This window comes from Bacillus sp. Pc3 (genome assembly GCF_000815145.1).
Lineage (GTDB): Bacteria > Bacillota > Bacilli > Bacillales > Bacillaceae > Bacillus > Bacillus velezensis.
In genome coordinates this window covers 3,233,321-3,256,777 of record NZ_CP010406.1, presented here as the reverse complement: position 1 = coordinate 3,256,777, position 23,457 = coordinate 3,233,321, and the positions used below count along the sequence as shown (strand labels likewise).

The 23,457-nt window shown below is 47.0% G+C and carries 20 protein-coding genes; 2 read left to right on the top strand and 18 right to left on the bottom strand.

The window, feature by feature from the left end:
- Positions 1–24 precede the first annotated feature (24 nt).
- The 9 genes from thrS to SB24_RS15635 all read right to left on the bottom strand — a co-directional run bounded on the left by thrS (position 25) and on the right by SB24_RS15635 (position 9,357).
- Complete coding sequence (gene thrS / locus SB24_RS15675; RefSeq protein WP_015417978.1) at positions 25–1,956, bottom strand: threonine--tRNA ligase; 1,932 nt, start codon at positions 1,954–1,956, stop codon at positions 25–27.
- Between the two features lie 409 nt (positions 1,957–2,365).
- The gene (gene ytxC, locus SB24_RS15670) at positions 2,366–3,196 is read right to left on the bottom strand and encodes a putative sporulation protein YtxC (protein ID WP_039254253.1); all 831 of its coding nucleotides are present in this window, start codon (positions 3,194–3,196) and stop codon (positions 2,366–2,368) included.
- Positions 3,197–3,261: 65 nt separating this feature from the next.
- Positions 3,262–3,903, bottom strand: a complete 642-nt coding sequence (locus tag SB24_RS15665; RefSeq protein ID WP_007408086.1) for a TVP38/TMEM64 family protein — start codon at positions 3,901–3,903, stop codon at positions 3,262–3,264.
- 31 nt (positions 3,904–3,934) lie between these two features.
- Positions 3,935–4,870, bottom strand: a complete 936-nt coding sequence (gene dnaI, locus SB24_RS15660) for a primosomal protein DnaI (RefSeq protein WP_012118157.1) — start codon at positions 4,868–4,870, stop codon at positions 3,935–3,937.
- Positions 4,871–4,894: 24 nt separating this feature from the next.
- Entirely contained in the window at positions 4,895–6,304 is a 1,410-nt protein-coding gene (locus tag SB24_RS15655; RefSeq protein ID WP_039254250.1) for a replicative helicase loading/DNA remodeling protein DnaB, read from the bottom strand.
- Positions 6,305–6,415: 111 nt separating this feature from the next.
- The gene (gene nrdR, locus SB24_RS15650) at positions 6,416–6,874 is read right to left on the bottom strand and encodes a transcriptional regulator NrdR (protein WP_003152473.1); all 459 of its coding nucleotides are present in this window, start codon (positions 6,872–6,874) and stop codon (positions 6,416–6,418) included.
- Between the two features lie 247 nt (positions 6,875–7,121).
- Positions 7,122–7,502 carry an adenosylmethionine decarboxylase gene (gene speD, locus SB24_RS15645; RefSeq protein WP_003152471.1) on the bottom strand — a complete coding sequence of 127 codons (381 nt, stop codon included), beginning with the start codon at positions 7,500–7,502 and terminating at the stop codon, positions 7,122–7,124.
- 238 nt (positions 7,503–7,740) lie between these two features.
- Entirely contained in the window at positions 7,741–8,763 is a 1,023-nt protein-coding gene (locus SB24_RS15640) for a glyceraldehyde-3-phosphate dehydrogenase (RefSeq protein ID WP_007408083.1), read from the bottom strand.
- A 207-nt stretch (positions 8,764–8,970) separates the two neighbouring features.
- Positions 8,971–9,357 carry a winged helix-turn-helix transcriptional regulator gene (locus tag SB24_RS15635; protein WP_003152469.1) on the bottom strand — a complete coding sequence of 129 codons (387 nt, stop codon included), beginning with the start codon at positions 9,355–9,357 and terminating at the stop codon, positions 8,971–8,973.
- Between the two features lie 183 nt (positions 9,358–9,540).
- Between SB24_RS15635 and SB24_RS15630 the strand changes: the two genes are divergently transcribed.
- Together SB24_RS15630 and SB24_RS15625 are read left to right on the top strand one after the other, a co-directional pair.
- A complete protein-coding gene (locus SB24_RS15630) occupies positions 9,541–10,740 on the top strand; it encodes an MFS transporter (protein WP_007408082.1) in 1,200 nt (399 codons plus the stop codon).
- A gap of 58 nt (positions 10,741–10,798) precedes the next feature.
- Positions 10,799–11,641, top strand: a complete 843-nt coding sequence (locus tag SB24_RS15625) for an aldo/keto reductase (protein WP_007408081.1) — start codon at positions 10,799–10,801, stop codon at positions 11,639–11,641.
- Positions 11,642–11,679: 38 nt separating this feature from the next.
- Here the strand turns inward: SB24_RS15625 and coaE are convergent, their stop codons facing one another.
- The 9 genes from coaE to citZ form a co-directional block, all read right to left on the bottom strand.
- Positions 11,680–12,273, bottom strand: coding sequence for a dephospho-CoA kinase (gene coaE / locus SB24_RS15620; protein WP_039254246.1), 594 nt, complete (start codon positions 12,271–12,273; stop codon positions 11,680–11,682).
- Between the two features lie 15 nt (positions 12,274–12,288).
- Positions 12,289–12,921 carry a sporulation membrane protein YtaF gene (gene ytaF / locus SB24_RS15615; RefSeq protein WP_003152461.1) on the bottom strand — a complete coding sequence of 211 codons (633 nt, stop codon included), beginning with the start codon at positions 12,919–12,921 and terminating at the stop codon, positions 12,289–12,291.
- A gap of 131 nt (positions 12,922–13,052) precedes the next feature.
- Positions 13,053–13,889, bottom strand: coding sequence for a DNA-formamidopyrimidine glycosylase (gene mutM, locus SB24_RS15610; protein WP_099686882.1), 837 nt, complete (start codon positions 13,887–13,889; stop codon positions 13,053–13,055).
- Between the two features lie 24 nt (positions 13,890–13,913).
- A complete protein-coding gene (gene polA, locus SB24_RS15605) occupies positions 13,914–16,553 on the bottom strand; it encodes a DNA polymerase I (protein WP_039254241.1) in 2,640 nt (879 codons plus the stop codon).
- Positions 16,554–16,799: 246 nt separating this feature from the next.
- Complete coding sequence (gene pnpS, locus SB24_RS15600; RefSeq protein ID WP_039254239.1) at positions 16,800–18,539, bottom strand: two-component system histidine kinase PnpS; 1,740 nt, start codon at positions 18,537–18,539, stop codon at positions 16,800–16,802.
- On the bottom strand, positions 18,532–19,251 hold the full coding sequence (locus SB24_RS15595) for a response regulator transcription factor (RefSeq protein ID WP_031379143.1): 720 nt from the start codon (positions 19,249–19,251) through the stop codon (positions 18,532–18,534). Before SB24_RS15595 ends, pnpS begins: the two co-directional genes overlap by 8 nt.
- 215 nt (positions 19,252–19,466) lie before the next feature.
- Positions 19,467–20,405: a malate dehydrogenase gene (gene mdh / locus SB24_RS15590; protein WP_003152455.1), complete on the bottom strand. Its 939-nt coding sequence runs from the start codon at positions 20,403–20,405 to the stop codon at positions 19,467–19,469.
- A 45-nt stretch (positions 20,406–20,450) separates the two neighbouring features.
- The gene (gene icd, locus SB24_RS15585) at positions 20,451–21,722 is read right to left on the bottom strand and encodes an NADP-dependent isocitrate dehydrogenase (protein WP_007408075.1); all 1,272 of its coding nucleotides are present in this window, start codon (positions 21,720–21,722) and stop codon (positions 20,451–20,453) included.
- 160 nt (positions 21,723–21,882) lie between these two features.
- The gene (gene citZ / locus SB24_RS15580; protein ID WP_007613059.1) at positions 21,883–23,001 is read right to left on the bottom strand and encodes a citrate synthase; all 1,119 of its coding nucleotides are present in this window, start codon (positions 22,999–23,001) and stop codon (positions 21,883–21,885) included.
- Between the last annotated feature and the right edge of the window lie 456 nt (positions 23,002–23,457).

Genomic DNA, 23,457 nt, shown 5'->3' with positions numbered 1-23,457 from the left:
TGAACGGGGTTTTTGTATTTCCGGTTATTTTTTCGCTTCGGCTACAGCCTTTTTCACAAAATCGTCCAATGAGACGGTTTCTGATTTCTGCTCGCCGTATTTCCGGACGTTTACCGCGCCGTTTTCCGCTTCTTGGTCACCGACCACAAGCATGTACGGGATTTTTTGCATTTGCGCTTCACGGATTTTATAGCCGATTTTTTCGTCCCGGCTGTCAAGCTCGACACGCAGGCCTTCGCGCTGCAAGCGCTCCTGCACTTTTTTCGCATAGTCAAGATGCACGGACGGTGATACAGGAATGACTTGGAATTGCACCGGCGCAAGCCATGTCGGAAGGGCGCCTTTGTGCTCTTCGATTAAGAAAGCAACGAAACGCTCCATCGTTGACACGACGCCGCGGTGAATAACGACAGGGCGGTGCTGTTTGCCGTCTTCTCCGACGTAAGTGAGATCAAAGCGTTCCGGAAGAAGGAAGTCAAGCTGTACAGTTGACAATGTCTCTTCTTTGCCGATCGCCGTTTTCACCTGCACGTCAAGTTTAGGGCCGTAAAACGCCGCTTCGCCTTCCGCTTCATAATAGTCGTGCCCCATCTCATCCATTGCCGCCTTCAGCATGGATTGCGCTTTGTTCCACATCTCATCATCATCAAAATATTTTTCCGTGTCTTCAGGATCGCGGTAAGACAGGCGGAATGTGTAATCATTCAGGCCGAAGTCTTCGTATACGTCTTGAATCAAACGGACCGTGCGGATGAATTCTTCTTTAATCTGATCAGGGCGGACGAAAATGTGCGCGTCATTTAACGTCATGCCGCGTACGCGCTGAAGACCTGAAAGCGCCCCGGACATTTCGTATCGGTGCATCGTTCCCAGCTCTGCAATCCGGATCGGAAGCTCGCGGTAGCTGTGAATGTCCTGCTTGTAAATCATCATATGGTGAGGACAGTTCATCGGACGGAGCACGAGTGTTTCATTGTCCATTTCCATCGGCGGAAACATCGTATCCTGATAATGATCCCAATGGCCCGATGTTTCGTACAGATCTTTGCTTCCGAGAACAGGCGTATAGACGTGCTCATAACCGAGGCTCAGCTCTTTATCCACAATGTAGCGCTCGATCACGCGGCGGATGGTCGCGCCTTTCGGCAGCCAGAGCGGCAGACCTTGTCCGACTTTTTGAGAGTTGGCGAACAATTTTAATTCTTTGCCCAGTTTTCGGTGGTCACGCTCTTTCGCTTCTTCAAGCATCCGCAAATGCTCTTTCAGGTCATCCTTTTTAAAGAAGGCCGTGCCGTAAATGCGCTGAAGCATTTGGTTTTTGCTGTCGCCGCGCCAGTATGCGCCCGCAAGGCTCAGCAGCTTAAATTCTTTAATTTTGCCTGTAGACGGCACGTGCACGCCGCGGCACAGGTCAAAAAATTCGCCCTGCTCATAAATGGAGACCGTTTCGTCTTCAGGGATGGCATCCAGCAGTTCAAGCTTCAGATTATCGCCGATTTCCGCAAACATGGCTTTTGCTTCATCACGGCTCACTTCTTTTCGGATGATCGGCAGATTTTCACCGATGATGCGTTTCATTTCTTTTTCAATCTTCGGAAGGTCATCCGGCGTCAGCGCCTGTTCCATTTCAACGTCATAATAGAACCCGTTTTCAATGACGGGGCCGACTCCGAATTTCACATCTTTATAAATGCGTTTAATCGCCTGGGCCAATAAATGCGCCGTGCTGTGCCGCATGATGTTCAAACCTTCTTCTGTGCCTTCTGTAATGATTTCTACGGCACCGTCCTCTTGAATCGGCGTTCTTAAATCAATTTCCTGTCCGTTCAGTTTTCCGGCTAAAGACTTTTTCTTTAATCCCGGACTGATGGATGCCGCGATATCTTCTGTTGTTGTTCCTTTCGGAAATTCCTTTACCGCTCCGTCCGGAAATGTGATGTTGATCATATCTGACATCTTCGTCACTCCTTTTTTTATGCAAATCAAAAACCCCGCCCCCTATGAAAGGGACGAGGTTAAATAAACGGAATCGTGGTTCCACCCTTTTTTCCGCGCGGCCGATTGCTTCGGCACCTGCGGCTCTAAGCTCTGTAACGGGAGTTCCCGTCAGCTATTACTGGCGCTTCTTCCGGCGTTCACAGCTGAAGTTCAAAGGCGGTAAAGACAATGATCCATAGCTGGAAAGCTTTCAGCCTGGGCTCTCCTCTCTTATAAAGCCGGTATCAATGCTTCATGTCCTTATCAATACGTGTAGCAATCATTAATCTTTTATGTATTATAAAATGTCTGTGAGAAAAATGCAACTCGGTTTTCCGTCTGATTTCGCAAAGACAGCCCTGCCGCTTACACAAGGCCGTCCGTGCGGCTATCCTTCCGTCTTCTCGGCTGCAAACGCGCCCAGCGGAAAAAGGCGCACCCTCTCCTGAAACACGTTTTGAATCGTTCTGGACATCATATGCTCCGGTTTGTCCGTATACAGTTCTACCGTCTCAGGCGCAATGGAGATCAGCGGCGCAAGGAGATGGGAATCTATATACATCGGGTGCTCCCGCACAAACCGTCTGTCTATGTATTTTTTCTGTTCCCGTTCTGACAAATAGCGCAGCTCCCACAGCGTAAAAGCCCGGTCATGTACGATGCGGACTTTCTTCATCCGCGGCGGATTGGATGTCACATAATCTCTCAGAGACTGGATAAAGTTTTGATATTCCTGTTCCATCCGATATTCATCTATCGCAGCCTCCGCGTATTCTCTGAGCCGCTCATAATACCTGCCGAGCCGGAACGTCTGAAACGAACGCACGGAAAAAACACCCGCATCAAGTGAAATCGTCCGGAGCGCATCTGAAATAAACTGTGTGCGCGGCTCTTTCTTCGGCTCGAACGGATGATCATCAAGCTCTCCTTCCATAATGCTGTGTGCAAGCTGAAGGATTTGCTGCTGTTCATCCTGATCGGTGAAGCAGTATGCATCCTCAATAAGCGAAAGCATATGCTCGTCTTCTTTGCATTCCAAAAAAAACCTGACAAGTATCGGCTCAATAAAGCGCTGAACGCCAAAAGCCGTTTCAGACCTTGCGATTCCGACTTTTTTTATGCCTTCACGGACAATAAAATGTCTCCGGTCGTCCGATTGCTGAATGAGATGTAAAAAAGCGGCGGTATCGTGGTCATCTTCAAAGATCACTTCAAGCATATTTGTCCCCCCTTACGGCATCTGTTACAAGTATATGGGGGATGTTTTTAAAATAGACGTAAAGGTTAGCTTTCACCGCCGAACAAATGGCGCACCTTCTTTTTAAATATAACGGGAAGCGATAAAAATACGATGTAAAGACAGATCACGCCGAGTACGGTCAGCACATTGCCGGACATAAAGCTCGCGCCGAGCACATTCAGGACGATCGTCCCCGGAATGATGCCCGCTGCGGTCGCCAAAAAATACGTCATCGGCCTGACTTTCGATAGGCCCGCGGCATAGCTGATCACATCAAAGTTAACAGGCAGAATACGCAGGATAAAAATATAAAAGAAGCCATTGGTTTTCATCTGCTTTTGAATGGCTTCCATTTTTCCATGACGGCTTTTCTCATTAAAGGCAAACAGCCCCGCCGCAAAAAAAGACGCGGCGGCAGCGCCCATTGAGCCCGCCAGCGTATACACGGTGCCGAAAAACGGGCCGAACGCCAATCCTCCGGCGACGGAAACGATTGATACGGGAAACAGCACAAAAGGCCTGACGATGGAAATTCCGATAAACACAAGCGGCGCAAAAACACCGAACGATAACACCCACAGCCGGATCTCCTTAGGCGACAGATTCAGATATTTGCGGTTTGCCCACAGCAAAAGGCCCGCTCCCGCCGCAGCCGCAGCCCAAGTGACAGCCTTCTTATTCCTCATTCCCTCAAATCCTTCCCATTGGACGCCGGCATCATGAACGGCGGCGGTTTTCCCCGTCAAGACGGACGGGCGAAGCCAAATATAAAATCCGCTCCATCAGTCTTGCCGCTTTTACTTCTTCCTTTTCTCCCCGCTGTGAATACGTAAAATGATGCTTCAGCTCGTCAGGTGAGAAATTAGACGAGAAGAAAGTGGGAAGCTGCTGGCTCATTCTGTGCTGAAGCACGGTGCCGATGACCTCATCTCTGACCCAGCTTGTCATTGACTCCGCTCCGATGTCATCAAGCATCAATACGGGCGTCGTTTTCACCATATTCAGTTTCGCCTCCAACGACTGATCCTGGAGCGAGTTTTTCAGCTCTCTGACAAATTCGGGAACATATACGATCATTGATGAATACTCTTTTTCCGCCAGTTCGTTAGCAATGGCGGCTAAAATAAATGTCTTTCCGATTCCGAATTTTCCGTACAGATACAGCCCTTTGCCTTTTCCTGTTTCATTATAGCTCTTCAGAAAATCCGTCACATGCTGGAAAATGCCGACTCTGCTCGGATCGGTAATGTCGATCTGCTGAAACGTCGCGCCGAGAAGATCCTGCTGGATATACATGCTCTTCATCAGGGACTTTTGCCTTTTCTGGCGGTCGAGCTTTCTCTTTTCCGGACATTCGTAATATTCAATATCGATGGAACGCCCGTTGATCACAAGCTTCGGATGATAGCCTTCAAGCAGGCTGTTCGTCCGGCTGTCTTTCGAACAGAAGGCGCACTGTTTGCTTTGCTGAACGAATTCGTACAGTTTATTTAACCCTCTGTCAATCATGCTTTGATTGATTACATCTTTCTGTTCCTTCAAAAAAGCCTGGACGTCTTCGTCGGCCATGACTTGCTGCTGCATTCGTTCCAGGCGTTTTTGAAAGTCAGGTCTTTTCGTCACGCCTTCTAAGGATCGGCTGATCGGTTCCATTCAATATCACCCCGCTTCTCTGTCTCAATAGGCAGAGTATTTTTTCAGTTTTTTCATTTCTTCCATCATTTTTTTCTTCTGTTCTTCAAGATCCTGCACGGAAAGAGCCGGCTGTTCTTGTTTCTTCCCGGTTTCTTCTTCTTTCATCCAATCAGGGCGCTTTTCTTCCCGGACGGTTTTTTTGCCGCGCGCCGCGCCGTTTGTTTTGCCGTCCGCCCAATCAAGATATTGCCTGTGCTCTTCTATTGCGAGCTTCATTGCTTCCCGTACCGTTTTGACTTTCTTTCTGGCCCAGTGGGCGGCGATTTTTTGGATATAGTTTTTGGACAGCTTCATATCCGTTTTCAGCATGACATAATAAATCAGCACATTGGTGACGCCGGGCTCAAGCTTTTGTTCGAACATAATATCGGCGATAATCTGCAAGTCGGCTTTTGACGGCTCGGTCCCGTCCGCAATGTCCTGAAGAAGCTTTCTCGGTGATATGGTCTCAAGCTGTGCGATGAGTTCGCCGTTCAATGAATCGTCCTTTTCCGTCCGGTTTTCTCTCAAGGTGACAGGCTGTGTTTTATCAATCAGTTCCGGAAGCTTACCGCTTCTTTCAATTTGGTACCAGTCGCTGGCCGCTTTCCTCAGCGCTTCGGCCGTTATCGTATCCTGTTCATTAATTGCGGTCATGACGACGTGCTGCATGGAGATAGGATCTATTCCGTATAAATATGAAAGCTTTTTAATGCTCTCCCGCACGTCCTGCGTGATTGATTTACGCGGTATCATCGTTTCTGACAGTCCCGCCATGAAAAGCTCAAAATCAAATACTTCCTCCGTCACCGTATAGGAAGGCGCTTGTCCGACAGACGCCGTCTCATAGTCCTCGGGGAGCTTCATCGCCTCTTCCATATCAGGCGTCATTTTCCATTCGCTCGGCTGAAAAGAGGCAAAGGCGTGATTAAACGGACGGGTAATTTCCCTTGCGTCCGCGCCGACGGAAGGGTGCGTGTAAAATTGTCTCAGCTGCTGGTATTTCGTTTTACCGACTCTGTTATAAAGAAAGACATTCAGCATGCCGTCTTCAAAAAAATCATTCGGTCTGAGCGGGGGCAGCAGCTCATAAATAAACATCCGCTCTTTCTGCTCGGACTCCCGGATATACACTTTCAGCAGCCCGATTCCTTCAAGCTTTCCCTGTTCATGATGAATCTTTTTTAAATTTGACTGCATCATGCCCATCAGCTGCCTGTGCGTGGATTCCGCTCCCCACAAGCGGTTCTGCTCAAGCTCTCCCCATAAGGTCATATAAAGGGAGAATGCAAAAGAACCGATCAGCGGCTGGTACAGATGTGTCAAAACCTGTCTGTCGACATCCTGAAGAAGCGAACGGCTTTTGACCGTATAAGGATCTACAGGCAATACGTCATTCCAATAGTCAGCCATGATTCTCAAACCTTCCGATATGTTTCTACTCTCATTTTACACCGTTTCTGCGATCTATCAAATGCCAATTTTGCTCATGAGAAAAGAGCCAGACACAATCTCTTAGCTCTCTCAGCGTTCTTTCTTTATTAAATCTTTCAATTCATCGATAAACACGTTTATATCCTTAAACTGCCGGTAGACGGAGGCAAAGCGGACATAAGACACCTCATCGATTTTCGCCAGACGGTCCATTACCATTTCTCCGACAAGTTCGCTTTTGACTTCAGATACACCTTGGTTTCTCAGCTCTTTTTCAATGTCAAAGCACATGTCTTCCAATGTTTTTAAAGGAACGGGTCTTTTTTCACAAGCTTTAATTAACCCGCGCAGCATTTTTTCACGGCTGAATTCTTCCCGGACGCCTTCTTTTTTCACGACGATCAGAGGCATCTCTTCAAACTTCTCAAATGTAGTGAAGCGGTAATGGCAGGCTTCGCATTCCCGCCTTCTGCGGATTGATTTCCCTTCGTCCGCAGGCCGTGAATCAAGTACGCGGGAACCGTTGTGCTGGCATGAAGGACATTTCAAATTGGATCAGCTCCCATCTGTTTCGTTGCTGTAATGCGGTTCGCAAGCTTCCGGTAAATGCCCGCCAACGTTTCTAGGATGAGCCTATTTGTTGGGAGAGCCGATAGACCGGCCTTATCTTTTCTATTTTACAAAAAAAATGCTTAAAGAAAAAGCAATGCTGTTTTTTACATTAGAAAAGGAGCATCAGCTTCAAAGCGCGTAATGGCTTTTTCAGCTTAGCTCCCTTGTGTTTGCGTTTTGAAAATTACAGTACTTTCGCTTGTGCCTGTTTAATCTGTACAGGCCCCATTCCTCGCGGTATTTCAATGTTTTCTCTTGTATCTGCATGTAATGCGTCCGCAATGTAATCCGCAGCCACATTAGGATCCAGGTCTCCACAAGTATAAACATCAATGCTTGCATATCCGTGTTCAGGAAAACTGTGAATCGTTAAATGTGACTCAGAGATAATAACGACTCCGCTTACGCCTTGCGGTGCAAATTTGTGAAATGCGACCTCGCGCACTTCAGCTCCTGATTTCAAAGCAGCATTTACAAACGTTTTTTCAATAAAATCCATGTCATTGAGCTTATCAAAATCGCATCCCCACAGCTCGGAGATGACGTGACGCCCCATTGTTTCCATAATCATGGACCCCCCTTAACAAGAATTAAAAAAGTGAATTTCCGAGAACTGACCCGGCCATTTACCACGGGGGAAAGTTAGTCCGGAGAGGTCCTAACCCTTTAAGTAATTCCGAAGCAGTCACGAGCAAGAAGTTCACGAAAGATAGTATACTGTGTTTAAGTTTATTTTGCAAGGTGTGTTTTTTGCGAATATGCCGTTAAGGGTTTTTTTCTAACAAATGTCCATGATCTTTAGTCTACACAGCTGACGGGTGTTTCATTCGCGCGGCGACGTGACGGATAAGATCAACGACCCGGCAGGAATATCCCCATTCATTGTCATACCAGGCGAGTACCTTTACTTTTCGGTCTTCCATCACCATCGTTGTCAGTCCGTCGATGATCGCAGAGTGTGAATTCGTATTATAATCCGAAGAAACGAGCGGCTCATCCGAATAATCAAGAATTCCGTACATCGACGTTTTTGCGGCTCTTTGGAAAGCGGCGTTCACTTGCTCGGCCGACACATCTGTTTTCAGATCGCAGACAAGGTCCACTAATGACACATTCGGAACGGGAACACGCAAAGCGAGACCGTGAAGTTTTCCTTTCAAATGAGGCAGCACGAGCGACAGCGCTTTGGCGGCGCCTGTAGAAGTCGGAATGATGGATTCTCCGCACGCTCTCGCCCTCCGCAGATCTTTATGCGGATTGTCGATATTTTTTTGATCATTCGTGTAAGCGTGAACAGTCGTCATCAGGCCGCTTTCAATCCCGAATTCCTGATCAAGCACTTTGACGACCGGCGCAAGACAGTTTGTCGTGCAGGATGCATTTGAAATAATGACATGTTCATCGGGATTGAACTGCTCTTCATTTACTCCCATGACAATGGTAACGTCTTCATTTTTGCCCGGAGCCGTTAAAATGACTTTTTTCGCCCCTGCTTCAATATGGCTCATTGCTTTTTCTTTTGAATTAAATTTCCCCGTTGCCTCTACGACGATGTCTATTCCGCATTCTTTCCACGGAAGCTCTCTCGGGTCCCGGCGATTGAACAGCATAATATGTTTTCCGTTGACGATCAGGCTGTCGTCGGAGGTCTCAACTTCTTGATCGTATTTGCCGTGAATTGTGTCATACTTTATCAAATGAGCAAGCGTTTCCGGGGGATAGCTTGCATTAATGGCTGTTATTTGAATTTGATCATCTTCCATTGCTTTTCTGAACACCATTCTTCCGATTCTTCCAAACCCGTTGATTGCTACTTTTACCTTCATGCTCAGGTCACCCCTTTTTAATATGCCACTCTAATTTACCTTTATTTATATATAGTATAACACATTAAAAGAAATCCGCCAGTACAACTTGATAAAAATCCACCCTTATACCGATCAATATGTTGTTCAATCGGTTTTTTTGCATATAAAATGATCTTTCTTCCATAAAAAAAGCAGGATCAGCGTCTCAGGCTGCCTGCTTTTTTCTTATATTTGTCCCGGTTCTTTAAATTTGTCATTTAAAATGCTGTCCTCTAAAACGGAAGACACCTCGCCGTACCGTTTAGCAATATGCATCGCGCCCCAGTCGCACAGCGCGTTTAAAATTCTTTCCAGACTGTGCCCGTATTCACTCAGCTCGTATTCCACTTTCGGCGGCACCTGATTGTATACGATCCGGTTGATGACGCCGTCAGCTTCCAGCTCCCGCAATTGCTGTGTCAGCATCTTCTGGGTGATGTCCGGCATAAGCCGCTTCAATTCGCTTGTCCGTTTTTTCCCGCGCATGAGGTGGCAGAGGATCACACACTTCCATTTTCCGCCGATCACTTCAAGCGCCGCCTCTACGGATATATTGTATTTTTTCTTCAGCAACGGTAATTCCTCCTCATCTATAGGAACTAAAAAGTGCCTATGGCACTTAAAAGTACGTTCTTTTCAATGACACTTCTATCGATCATAATGACATTTGCCGGCTGAAAAGGAATGTACTCTTATACTTATATCGTTTACCCGGCATCATTTCAACCATACATTATCGTTCAAGGAGGAAAACAGATGTCTTCACATCGCCAAAGCTATTTACCAGCGCTGCTGGCATTAGCCGTCAGCGCTTTTGCGATCGGCACAACCGAATTTATCAGCGTCGGGCTGCTGCCGCTTATATCTCAAGATCTGCATATACCTGTGACAACGGCGGGACTTACCGTTTCCATGTATGCTCTGGGCGTGACATTCGGCGCGCCGGTTTTAACGTCTCTCACATCCGGCATGTCGCGGAAAACGCTGCTGCTCTGGGTGATGTTAATTTTTATCGCCGGAAATACACTCGCAGCGAGCGCTTCCTCAATCGGCGTCTTACTGGCGGCACGGGTTATTTCGGCTTTTTCCCACGGCATTTTCATGTCAATCGGGGCAACAATCGCCGCCAATATCGTGCCGGAGCATAAAAGAGCAAGCGCGATTTCTATCATGTTTACGGGGCTGACGGTGGCTACGGTGACCGGCGTTCCATTCGGCACCTATCTCGGCCAGCAATTCGGATGGAGAATCGCATTTGCCGTCATTGTGGCGGTAGGAATCATCGCATTCCTCACAAACGCGCTTCTCGTTCCGTCACATTTGCGCAAAGGGACGAAAACCGCATTTGCCGAGCAGGTCAAACTCGTCACAAACGGCCGGTTATTGCTTTTATTTATCATTACCGCGTTAGGCTACGGCGGAACGTTTGTCGTGTTTACGTATTTATCTCCGCTTCTTCAGGAGGTAACCGGTTTTCAGAAAGAAACCGTCGCGGCCATCCTGCTCATTTACGGAATTGCGATTGCCATCGGAAACATGATTGGCGGCCGTTTATCAAACCGAAATCCGCTGAAAGCCTTGTTTTATATGTTCATTGTCCAGGCTGCTGTGCTGTTTGTTCTGACTTTTACCGCGCCGTTTAAAACAGCCGGGCTGATCACCATTATTTTCATGGGGCTGTTGGCGTTTATGAATGTGCCGGGGCTTCAGGTATATGTCGTGATGCTGAGTGAACGTTTTGCGCCAAGCGCCGTTGATACAGCATCAGCATTAAATATCGCGGCATTTAATGCCGGAATCGCGATCGGCTCGTTTGCCGGCGGAATCATTACAGACTCAATCGGAATCATTCATACCGCTTGGATCGGGGCGCTAATGGTGCTCAGCGCGGTCGTATTAACCGGATGGAGCAGGAAGCTTGAAAAGCGGGATCGCACTGCCCTTGAAAGGAGGTGAGTTTTTCTTCAGCGCATTTTGATTGTTTCAACAGACAACTAATAGGAGGAATATATACATGACAACACATTTACAAGCAAAAGCAACATTGCATAACGGAGTAGAGATGCCTTGGTTCGGCATCGGAGTTTTCAAAGTAGAGGAAGGCGCGGAACTCGTCAACGCGGTGAAAACGGCATTGGTGCACGGCTATCGCAGCGTTGATACCGCCGCGATTTACGGAAATGAAGAAGGTGTCGGCGAAGGCATCCGCCAAGGGCTGCAAGAAGCGGGATTAAAACGTGAAGACATTTTTGTCACGTCAAAAGTATGGAATGCCGATTTAGGATATGAAGAAACGTTAAAAGCGTTTGACACAAGCTTAGAAAAACTCGGTTTAGATTATTTGGATTTATATTTGATCCATTGGCCTGTCGAAGGAAAGTACATCGATGCGTGGCGGGCGCTCGAAACCCTCTACCGGGATGGACGCATTAAGGCGATCGGGGTCAGCAATTTCCAAATTCACCATCTGAAACATCTCATGAAAGAGACGGAAATCAAGCCGATGATCAACCAGGTGGAGTACCATCCTCGTCTGACACAGAAAGAACTGCTTGCTTTCTGCACTGAACAAGGCATTCAGCTTGAAGCGTGGTCGCCATTGATGCAAGGTCAGCTGCTTGATCACACCGTTTTACAGGAAATCGCTGAGAAGTACGGCAAATCAGCCGCCCAAGTGATTTTGCGCTGGGATTTGCAGAACGGTGTCATCACCATTCCGAAATCAACGAAAAAACACCGTATTGAAGAAAATGCAAATGTCTTTGATTTCGAACTGTCAGCTGACGATATGAAGCGGATTGATGATCTGAACGAAAACCTCCGTGTCGGTCCGGATCCTGACAATTTTGATTTTTAACCAGAAAAACACCGTTCGGCTTTCCGAACGGTGTTTGTTTATGCCCAGCCGCTCAATACTTCCTCAAGCTGGTGCTTTGTATATTCAAGACTGCCGCTGTTATCAATGACGGCGTCAGCTTTTTTTGTTTTATCCGCTAAAGACATTTGCGACGTTATCCGGCTCATCGCTTCTTCTTCTGTAAGGGAATTCCGCTCCATCAGCCGTTTAAGCTGAATGTCTGCCGGTACGGTGACGACGAGCACCTTGCCGACAAGATAATCAAGCCCGCTTTCATACAAAAGCGGTATATCCAAAACGACGAACTGCTCTTTTCGCGCAACGGCTTCATCCCGCTGTTTCAGCATTTCCGCACGTACTGCCGGATGAACGATCTGATTCAGCTTCAGACGCTTCTGTTCGTCAGTGAAAACGATAGAACCGAGTTTTTTTCTGTCAATACCGCCATTTTCCAGCAGGATGTCTTTTCCGAATGCCTCCACAATTTGTCCGTAAGCCGGCATTCCTTTTTCCACCGCCTGTTTTGCGATGACATCCGCATCAATGACTGTTATTTTTTTGTCGATCAGCATACGCGCTACCGTGCTTTTGCCGCTTGCGATGCCTCCCGTTAAACCGATGACCAAGCTCAAAAAGCCCACTCCTTCTTACATTTTCCAAATCCCGATGATAATCAGCAGGACTCCCGGCAAAAATGTCATTTTATCTATCCAATTCCATCTTGAAAGCAAATGCCCCGCGTTTATGCCGAGTGAAACAAACAGCGAGCTCATCAGCCCGACAGTCACGCTCATCATAACCGGAGAAAAGCCGAGAATGGCCGCTCCCAGCCCGGCGCCAAACGCGTCAATGGATAAGGCGATACCGAGCAGAAGCGCCTCGACTCCGTTAATGGTTCCGGATTGATCAATATCGGCGCTGGTCGGTTTTTTCAAAATATGAATGACGATGCCGAGCGATTTCACTTCAAGATTAAGTAACGTTTTTTCATGCAATAAGTAATCCGGCTCTTTAGCCGGTTTGAAAAATTGCCAGATGACCCATGCCCCGATTCCGATTAAGATCAGCCCGCCCAGTTTTTCCGTGACGGATACGGGAAAAATCTTTGTCAGAAAATGGCCGATCAGCATGGATATAAACATCACAGAGGCTGAACAGCAAGCGATCACGGCAATCGCTTTGAACGGGATTTTCATTTTTCTCAAACCATACGTAAACCCGACTGAAAAACTGTCCAAGCTGACAGCAAAAGCCAAAAGCAGCAAAGAAACAATCTCCATATCCGTTTCTCCCTTTCTCTTGATCGGCAATTGTGACATATGCCTATTGGGTGAATCACAATATATATATGGAGAAAGGTCATCAACTGTGTTAGAAAAAAGTCATTCTGCTGCCGCCTGCTTGAACCGCTTCAGTTTATGATTTTTTTTTGGCAGCGGGCGCAAAAATGAGTACCCCTTCCGCCGACCACGATTTTAGAAATCATCGTGCCGCACGTTTTGCACGGCTCATCCTTTTTGCCGTATACGTAATGTTTGAGCTGAAACATTCCGATTTCCCCTTGAGAATTGATATAAGACCGGACGGTGCTCCCGCCCGCGTCAATCGCTTCCTGAAGGGTGTCTTTAATTTCTGTATGAAGCGTTTTTATCTGCCCGTCTGACAGACTGTTCGCTTTTGTCTCAGGATGAATACGCGCCCGGAATAAAGCTTCATCGACATAAATATTGCCGAGGCCGACGACCGCTTTTTGGTCGAGCAGGGCGGTTTTCACCGCGCGGTTCGTTTTTGCAAGCCGCTCTTTTAAATAAGCAGCGGTAAATGCTTCATCATCGGGTTCTGGCCCGAGCTGTGAAAGCGGTAATGCATTCAATTCCTCTCCCGGCGCAAACAAATGCATCGTGCCGAATTTCCGGACATCCCGGTAGCGGAGCTGTGTTCCGTCCGTCATGTGAAACACGACGTGCACATGTTTATCGTCAGGCTCATCGGCCTGATGAAGACCGTATTTCCCCTCCATCCGCAGGTGGGACACCATGACATAATGATCCAGATGGAAAAGCAAAAACTTTCCCCTTCTTCCGATGGATCGGATTGTTTCTCCTGCAATCTGCCGCGCGAATTCCTCCGGCTCGGCGGGTTTTTTGATGATATTCGGCCATCTGATATCCGCCGATTCAATCGTTTTCCCCTTCACAAGACCGGTCAGAGTGCGCCGGACCGTTTCAACTTCTGGTAATTCCGGCACAATCATCACTTCCTTTTTCTCTGTTTACTTTGCATCGTACCAAGACGGCCCTGAAGCATAATCCGCCTTCAGCGGCACGTCTAATGCCAAAGCATGCTCCATCACTTCAGGAACCAGCTTCTCTAATATTTCAATTTCTTTCTTAGGCGCTTCAAAAATCAATTCATCGTGCACCTGAAGCAGCAGTCGCGCCTTCAGGTTTTTTTCTTTCAGCTCAGCTGCCATGTCAATCATGGCTTTTTTAATAATATCGGCGGCGCTTCCCTGAATCGGCGTATTCATGGCCGTCCGTTCCGCAAAGCTCCGCAGGTTGAAGTTGCGGCTTGTCAGCTCAGGAATGTAGCGGCGGCGCTGCATAAGTGTCGTGACATATCCTTTTTGCTTCGCTTCCTGCACCGATTCTTCCATATACGCCTTAACGCCCGGGAAGCTCTCCAAATAGCGGTCTATAAAAGCGCCCGCTTCTTTCCGGGTGATGCCGAGGTTTTGTGACAGCCCGTAATCACTGATGCCGTAAACAATACCGAAATTGACGGCCTTTGCCTGGCGGCGCATCGCTTGTGTCACTTCATCTTCACTGACATGAAATACGTCCATGGCGGTTTTTGTGTGAATGTCCATGTCATTCGTAAACGCTTCGATCAGATTTTCATCTTTTGAAATATGCGCAAGCACCCTTAATTCAATTTGTGAATAATCGGCGGCGAAAATAAGCCAGTCCGGTTCGGACGGTACGAAAGCCTGGCGGATTTTCCGCCCTTCCTCCAGCCGGATCGGAATATTTTGCAGGTTCGGATCTGTTGAGCTGAGGCGTCCGGTTTGAGTCAATGCCTGATTGAATCGTGTATGCACCTTATGAGAATCCTTGCGTGTGACTTTCAGCAGCCCTTCTATATAAGTCGATTGGAGTTTGCCGATTTGTCTGTATTGCAGAATGTGCGCGACGATATCATGTTTGTCTGCGAGCTTCTCAAGCACATCAGCTGAAGTGGAATAGCCTGTTTTTGTTTTCTTTACTGGCGGCAGGCCGAGCTTTTCAAACAGAATGACGCCGAGCTGTTTTGGTGAATTGATGTTAAACGGCTCACCGGCGATGTCATGGATTTTTTCTTCATATTCTTTCAGCTTCGCCTTAAGCTCTTCGCCCATTCGCTTCAGTCTTTCAACATCCACTTTGACGCCCATTGACTCCATTTCTCCGAGAATAAGCGCAAGCGGGAGTTCGAGATCTTCATATAATTCAAGCTGATTATTTTCTTCCAAAGCGTCGAGCAGTTTGTCACGGAGGCTGTTAACAGCAGACGCTTTCCGCGCGAGATGATCGGCAAGCTCTTTTTCAGCCGGAACGGCGCGCTTTGCGCCTTTTCCGTATACCGCTTCATCTTTTGAAACGATATTCAGCCCGTATTCTTTCGCTACGCTCGCGACATCGTCGTACGAATTGCCCGGGTTTATAATGTAGGCAGCAAGAAGCGCGTCAAATTCCGTTCCCTTCAGCTCAATTCCCTGCCAGCGCAAAGCGACGACGGAACGTTTGCTGTCGAACACCCACTTTTTCATCGATTCATCTTCAGCCCAAGATTTAAAAGCTTCAGACTGAATGGCGATTTCTTTCGGAATATAATAAAGACCTGTTTCATTCACGATGGAAAAGCCGAGGATCGGTTCTTCGTGATAGTTATCACCGATTTGTTCAACGACCAAAGCGGACGGCGAAACGAGCATATCTTCAGTGATTTCTTCTGCCGTTTCGACATTGATGTCTTCAAAATTTTCTTCCGCCGTTTCGCCGCTTTCTTCACCGAGCCGCTCAAGAAGCGTATTAAAACCCAGGTCTTTAAAAATGGCAACAACTTGTTCACGGTCAAACCCTTGGTAATCTAAATCTTCGGGCTTGACTTCAATCGGCGCATTTGTCATAATCGTCGCCAGCTCTTTGCTCATCAGGGCTTGTTCCTTATATTCTTCAAGCTTTTCTTTTAATTTTTTTCCGCTGACTTCATCAATGGAATCAAGCAGTTTCTCAACCGAATGGAACTGCTTTAAAAGCTTAATCGCGGTTTTTTCTCCGACGCCGGGGACGCCCGGTATGTTATCGGATGAATCCCCCATTAATCCCTTCATATCAATGATTTGCAAAGGGGTCAGACCGTACTTTTCTTGCACGTGCTCCGGCGTGTAATCTTCCACGTCAGTAATGCCTTTTCTCGTAATGGCAACGGTCGTTTTCCCGGTTGCAAGCTGGGTTAAGTCCTTGTCCCCCGACACTACCTTTACTTCGAAGCCTTCTTTTTCAGCAGAAACGGCAAGGGTGCCGATAATATCGTCCGCTTCATATTCAGGAAGCTCGTAGCGGCTGATTTTGTAGGCATCAAGGAGCTCGCGGATGAACGGCATCTGTTCTGAAAGCTCCGGCGGCGTTTTTTGTCTTCCGCCTTTATATTCTTTAAACGTGCTGTGGCGGAAAGTGGTTTTTCCCGCATCAAAAGCCACCAGCATGTGGGTCGGCTTTTCATCTTCCAGCATTTTCATCAAAATCATCGCAAACCCGTATACGGCATTTGTATGGATGCCTTTTTCATTGCTTAAAAGCGGCAATGCAAAAAACGCCCGGTACGCCAGACTGTTTCCGTCGACAAGCACTAATTTTTTTCGTTCCGTCATTCAATATCCTCCTAAGAGCAAAAGCTCGTCATTCCTCTATTTTTTAATTTCACAGCTTCTCTTATTTTAACAAAGTTCAATTTGAAAGGAAAATGAGCGAACCCCGTGAAAACGCAAAAAAGGACGGGAACAAGAAAACACGTTCCCGCCGTCAAAATTGGCTCCTTGGATGAAGGGGTTCTGTTACATCCTAACAAGATAGGTTTAACAGGTCATGAAGAAATTGTTAATCCTTTGTAAAGCTGATCACGCTTCCGGCTGCCGCTTCAGCGTCACGGTAAATACAGTCCCCTGTCCCGGCTCGCTTGTGACCTCGATTTTACCTTCATGGGCTTCTATTAAGTGCTTCACGATGGCGAGGCCGAGCCCAGTTCCTCCCGAGTTGCGGCTTCTGTCTTTATCCACGCGGTAGAATCTCTCAAATATCCTCGGGATCTCTTCCTTTTGAATGCCGATTCCCGTATCGGACACTTTGATATCGACAACGGTTTCTTTCACATGTACCAAAATCCCCACCGTCCCTTTTTCAGGCGTGTAGGTCAGGGCATTGTTCGCCAGATTCAAAAACACCTGCTTCAGCCTGTGCGCGTCACCCGTCACAAAAATCGGCTCTTCCGGGAGATCGAGCTGAAAGCTGATGCCTTTTTCCTCAGCCTTATGCCGCAAAAGCGCTTCAATTTCATGCAGAATTTTTGCAGCGTCAAAGGACTCTACGCGCATCGTAAAGTTTTGCTGCTCCATCTTGGATAAATCCAGTAAATCCTGCACGAGAGATTGGAGCCGCTCACTTTCTTTCAGAATGATAGACAGAAAGTCTGAAAGCGCCTTTTCGTCTTTCATCGCTCCGTCTAACAGTGTTTCCGTAAATCCTTTAATCGAGGTGATCGGTGTTTTCAGTTCATGGGAGACATTGGCGACGAAGTCCTTTCTCATCTGCTCCAATTTTTTAATTTCCGTCATATCGTGAAAGACGAGGACGATGCCCTTCCATTCATCGTCAGGGCCCATGATCGGAACGCCGTCAACTTCAAAGTAGCGCCGCTCAATGTTGATGGGAAGTCTGAGCAGCTGGCATTTTTTCGTCTCCGTCATAAAAATGTCTTCGACAAGCCGAATGATCTCCTCATGTTCAAACGCATCATGGTAAAGGCGCCGAAGCAGACGTTCAGGCTTTGTATGAAACTGCTTCGTGTATGACCGGTTCACGAGATTGATAAAACCTCTCCCGTCTATTAAAATCAAACCGGATCCGATATTTTCAATGACGGTTAACAGACGATCGCGCTGCATATCCTGCGTTCTCGTCATTTCCATTAAATCGACCGCCAGGCTGTTCATCGCACGCCCGAGACGGTCCGACCGCCTTGCGTAACCGCTGTAGGAGCGGGCGTCATAATTCCCCTTGGACAGCTCCGTCGCCACCTTTGTCGCGGCGTCGATTGATTTTTTGTAACGGGACGTCATGTTTGTATAAAAGAAAACGATAATGATAAAAGCGGTACAAAGACTTGCTGCCAGCATGCCCCACATTTCTCCGGTAACGCTTGAACCGCCGTTGATCTCAGAGGAAACGAGTACATACCCCGCAATTTTCCCGGCGTCATTTTTTACGGCAGTGCCGCGGATGACTTTGCTTTTCGACTGTACGGCTTCCTCGCTTTTATTGTGAGAAATGAACTCCTTTACGGCTGAATCATCAGCATGACTGCCGGAATGATATACGGCGTCACCCTTCTCGTTGAGCACGGCGACGTTTATACCGAGGGTGCGGCCGGCGTCACGGATTACCGTTTCATTGCTTTTATTGCCGATTCGGCCGGTGTCAAGAAGGCCCGCTATGTATACCGATTCCTTTTTCAGCTGATCCGCCGTTCTTTCTTCAGCGGATGAAGAAATAAGCTGCTGTAAAAAAAGGCCGAGAACACTGAAAACCAATATGATACATACAACGAGTAAAGCGAACAGACGCACACGGACTTTATTCATTCATTTTTGGCTCCTCCAGTTTATACCCCAAACCTCTGATTGTTTTAATATAGATGGGTTTTTTGGTATTTGATTCGATTTTGTCGCGCAGATGGCTGATATGAACGTCAACAATCCGGGTATCCCCGGCAAAATCATAGTTCCAGACCGCGCTCAGCAGAAGATCTCTCGTCAGCACTCTTCCCTTATGTTTTCCCAAATACAGAAGCAGTTCAAATTCTTTAGGCGTCAATTCCAGCTGTTCTGACTTGAAGTACGCTTCGTAATGCTCCGGAAGAATTTTCAGCTCGCCGATGAGGATCTGCCCGTCCTTTTCCTCTTCTCTGCCTTGTGCCAGCGAAGAAATGTCAGCCCTTCTTAAAATGGCTTTCACCCGCGCAGTGACTTCCCGCGGACTGAACGGCTTTGTCATGTAATCATCCGCTCCGAGCTCCAGTCCCAGCACCTTATCAAACTCCTCATCTTTTGCTGTCAGCATCAAGATCGGAACCATCATTTTCTGCTGTCTGAGCTGTTTACAGACGTCGATTCCGTCCACTTTCGGCAGCATGACATCCAGTACGATTAAATCCGGATTTTCGTTCTCTGCCTGCTCCAAAGCCTCTTCGCCGTCTGATGCGGTAATGACATCATAGCCGGACCGTTCCAGATTATACTGTAAAAGAGTAACGATAGATTGTTCATCATCTACAACTAAAATTTTTTTGTTCATGCTGCGCCCTCCGCTGTCTATTTTCCCCGACATCCAATTTTCTCTATTTTATGTGCTGCATATCACTTTATGATTTCATTTTATCCAATACTGCCCGTTCAGACAATTCGCCTTTTTGATCATTTTCAGAGAAAGGATCGCTCAGGGAAAAAGAAAACGCTTTCATTAATTGTAAAAAGAGGAAGGCTTCTGATTCGGAAGCCTTCCCTTTTTTCTTATGACAATACTTTCATCACGTTTTTGACAGATTCAACTGATTTACTCAGCTGCGCTTTTTCATAGTCTGTCAGTTCAAGCTCGATGATTTGCTCTAGGCCGTTTCCTCCGATAATTGTCGGTACGCCTAAGTAAATGCCTTCATGACCGTATTCGCCTTCTAAGTAAGCGATGGTCGGAAGCACGCGGCGCTGATCTTTCAAAATGGCTTCTACCATTTCAGTCAGTGATGCAGCAGGCGCGTAGTAGGCGCTTCCGTTGCCGAGAAGGTTGACGATTTCCCCGCCGCCTTTTCTTGTGCGTTCTACTATCGCATCAAGACGGTCTTTCGGGATAAGCGTTTCAAGCGGAATGCCGCCCGCATAGGAATAACGGACGAGAGGAACCATGTCGTCACCATGTCCGCCAAGAACAAAACCGGTCACATCTTTTACAGACAGGTTTAATTCTTCAGCGACGAATGTTCTGAATCGCGCAGTGTCAAGCACTCCGGATTGTCCGATGACGCGTTCTTTCGGGAAGCCTGATTCTTTGTACACCGCATATGTCATCGCATCAACAGGGTTTGTCAATACAACGATAATGCAGTCAGGAGAATATTTCACGATCTCACGTGTGACGCTTCTCATGATTTTTTCGTTTGTAGATACGAGATCGTCACGGCTCATGCCCGGTTTTCTCGCAATTCCGGCTGTGATGACGACGATATCAGAACCGGCTGTGTCCTCGTAGTTGGACGTGCCTGTGATTTTCGCGTCAAATCCTTGAACCGGACTTGCTTCGAGCATGTCTAGCGCTTTTCCTTTTGTCGGGTTTTCTAATTGCGGAATATCAACGAGCACAACGTCCGCAAGCTCTTTTTGAGCTGTCAGAAAGGCTGTTGTCGCTCCCGTAAATCCTGCTCCGATAACAGAAACTTTACTGCGTGTTTTTCCCATGATTCTCTTCTCCTTTTTTGGCTTCATTAGAAGTCTGCTTTAGGTTCAGTCCATGTTTTTAATTAGCTCTTCACCAAACTCTGAACATTTCACTTCAGTTGCACCGTCCATTAATCTAGCAAAATCGTACGTTACTACTTTTGAAGCAATCGTTTTTTCCATAGATTTAATGATCAAGTCAGCAGCCTCATTCCAGTTCAGGTGTTCAAGAAGAAGCACTCCTGAAAGGATGACGGATGACGGGTTGACTTTGTCAAGGCCGGCATATTTAGGAGCCGTTCCGTGAGTCGCTTCGAAAATCGCATGCCCTGTTTCATAGTTGATGTTCGCTCCCGGCGCGATTCCGATTCCGCCTACCTGAGCGGCAAGCGCATCAGAGATATAGTCTCCGTTTAAGTTCATTGTCGCCACGACGTCGAATTCGCTCGGACGGGTCAAGATCTGCTGAAGGAAAATATCAGCGATGCTGTCTTTGACGATGATTTTTCCTGCCGCTTCCGCGTCGCTCTGCGCTTTATCAGCCGCTTCTTTTCCGTCTTTTTCGACAATGCGGTCATATTCAGCCCAAGTGAATACTTTATCTCCGTATTCTCTTTCGGCAAGCTCGTAGCCCCAGTTTTTAAATGCCCCTTCAGTGAACTTCATGATGTTTCCTTTGTGGACAAGCGTGACAGACTTACGGCCGTTTTCGATCGCATACTCAATGGCAGCTCTGACTAAGCGGCTTGTGCCTTCTTCAGAAACAGGTTTGATGCCGATTCCTGACGTTTCAGGGAAACGGATTTTGTTAACACCCATTTCATTTTGCAGGAAGCTGATCAGCTTTTCAACCTCTTCAGAACCTTTCGCATACTCAATTCCGGCATAAATATCTTCCGTATTCTCGCGGAAAATGACCATATCCGTATCTTCAGGTCGTTTAACCGGAGAAGGCACTCCCGTGAAATATCTGACAGGGCGCAGGCACGTAAACAAATCAAGCTCCTGTCTCAGCGCCACGTTCAGAGAACGGATACCGCCGCCGACCGGTGTCGTCAGAGGACCTTTGATGGCGATGAAGTACTCTCTGATGTCTTCCAGCGTTTCGGCAGGAAGCCACTCACCTGTTTTATTATAAGCCTTTTCACCGGCATAAACTTCTTTCCACGTGATTTTTTTCTCGCCTTTATATGCTTTTTCAACAGCGGCTTCCAGTACTTTAGAAGCGGCGTTCCAAATATCAGGGCCTGTGCCGTCGCCTTCAATAAACGGGATAATCGGATTATTTGGTACGTTTAATACTCCATTAGAGACTGTAATTTTTTCACCTTGTGACACAATATTACCTCCCAGTATGTAATTCATATTTAGAAAACATTTTATTTTTCTTGTATAGAAAATAAAATGACTTTTCTCAAGATTCTATCAAAATTGTAAACCAATCCGGGCTTGATTAACAAGAGGCTAACGACATGAAAATCACCAGCCTCCCGTTTGATCAGGCTCTTTCATCAATCGGAACAAAAGTCTGCTTATCCGGACCCGTGTAATCAGCGCGCGGGCGGATGAGGCGGTTGTTATCGTACTGTTCAAGAATATGGGCGATCCATCCTGACATTCTGCTGACCGCAAAGATCGGCGTGAACAGATCGTGATCAATGCCGAGACTGTGGTATACAGATGCGGAATAGAAATCAACGTTAGGCGGGAGTTTTTTCTCCGACGTTACGATTTCTTCGACACGGATTGACATGTCGTACCATTTGCTTTCACCCGTCAGATTCGTCAGGCGTTTGCTCATTTCTTTTAAGTGTTTGGCGCGCGGGTCTCCATGCTTATACACACGGTGTCCGAAGCCCATTACTTTTTCCTTTTTCTCCATTTTGCTGCGGATATAAGGCTCGGCGTTTTCCACTTCGCCGATTTCTGTCAGCATTTTCATGACGGCTTCATTAGCTCCGCCGTGAAGCGGCCCTTTTAAAGCGCCGATGGCAGCAGTGATGCCTGAGTAAATATCAGATAAGGTGGCGACACATACTCTCGCCGTAAATGTTGATGCGTTCAGCTCATGATCCGCATGAAGAATGAGCGCTTTGTTAAACGCTTCCACTTCGATCGGAGAAGGCTCTTCACCGTTTAAAGTGTAAAGGAAGTTCTCCGCGATTCCGTACTCTTCCTTCGGTTCAACAGGATCAAGTCCTTTGCGGATTCTTGAGAAAGCGGCGACAATGCCCGGCACTTTCGCCTGCAGACGGATGGCTTTTCTGTAGTTCGCTTCCGGATTCATAACATCGGCTTCACTGTCAGTCAGACCGAGTAATGAAATCGCCGTCCGGAGCGCAGCCATTGGATGTACGTTATTGAGGGGATAGGATTTGAAGTGCTCAATGATTTCTTGTGGAACGGCAGCTTCTTTCGCAAGCTGTTTTTTCAGTTCAGCAAGTTCCGTTTTATTCGGCAGGCGCAGATGCCACAGCAAATAAATGATTTCTTCAAAACTTGCATTCTCTGTCAAGTCGTCAATATCGTACCCTACATATGTAAGGGTATCGTCGATAATAGAGCTTACAGATGATGTTGTTGCCACAACCCCTTCAAGACCGCGTGTTGCTGTCATATTCAACCTCTCCTTTTCAATCAAAATTCCCCTTTAAAGAGTATATAAAACATACGGCTTACTTAAAATGAGTCATGCAAACACTCCCTTTCCCCTTCAAGAAAATGCTTACATTTCACTGGTTGCGGTTACATAACCGATATGCTTATAGAGGAACATAACAAATTCTTATAAGCTTATTTAAGTTTAAGCCTATTCTTATTATAAACAATAATCTGATTAATTTGTAGACTTTTAACTAAAAATGTTTTAAAAGCCCTATATATCAAGGCTTCGCGTTGATAAATTTAATCGTTTGCTTTCAGGCGCTTTGTAAAACCATGTATTCTCATGTTTTCATTTGGGGGAGTTTTGGAGGAGACTTTAAAAGGACAGGCGCGACAACTTCACCGCAAATTTAACCCCCTTCTTTACCGGAGAAGGGGGTTATTTTGTTTACTCGACTGAATCAATGTT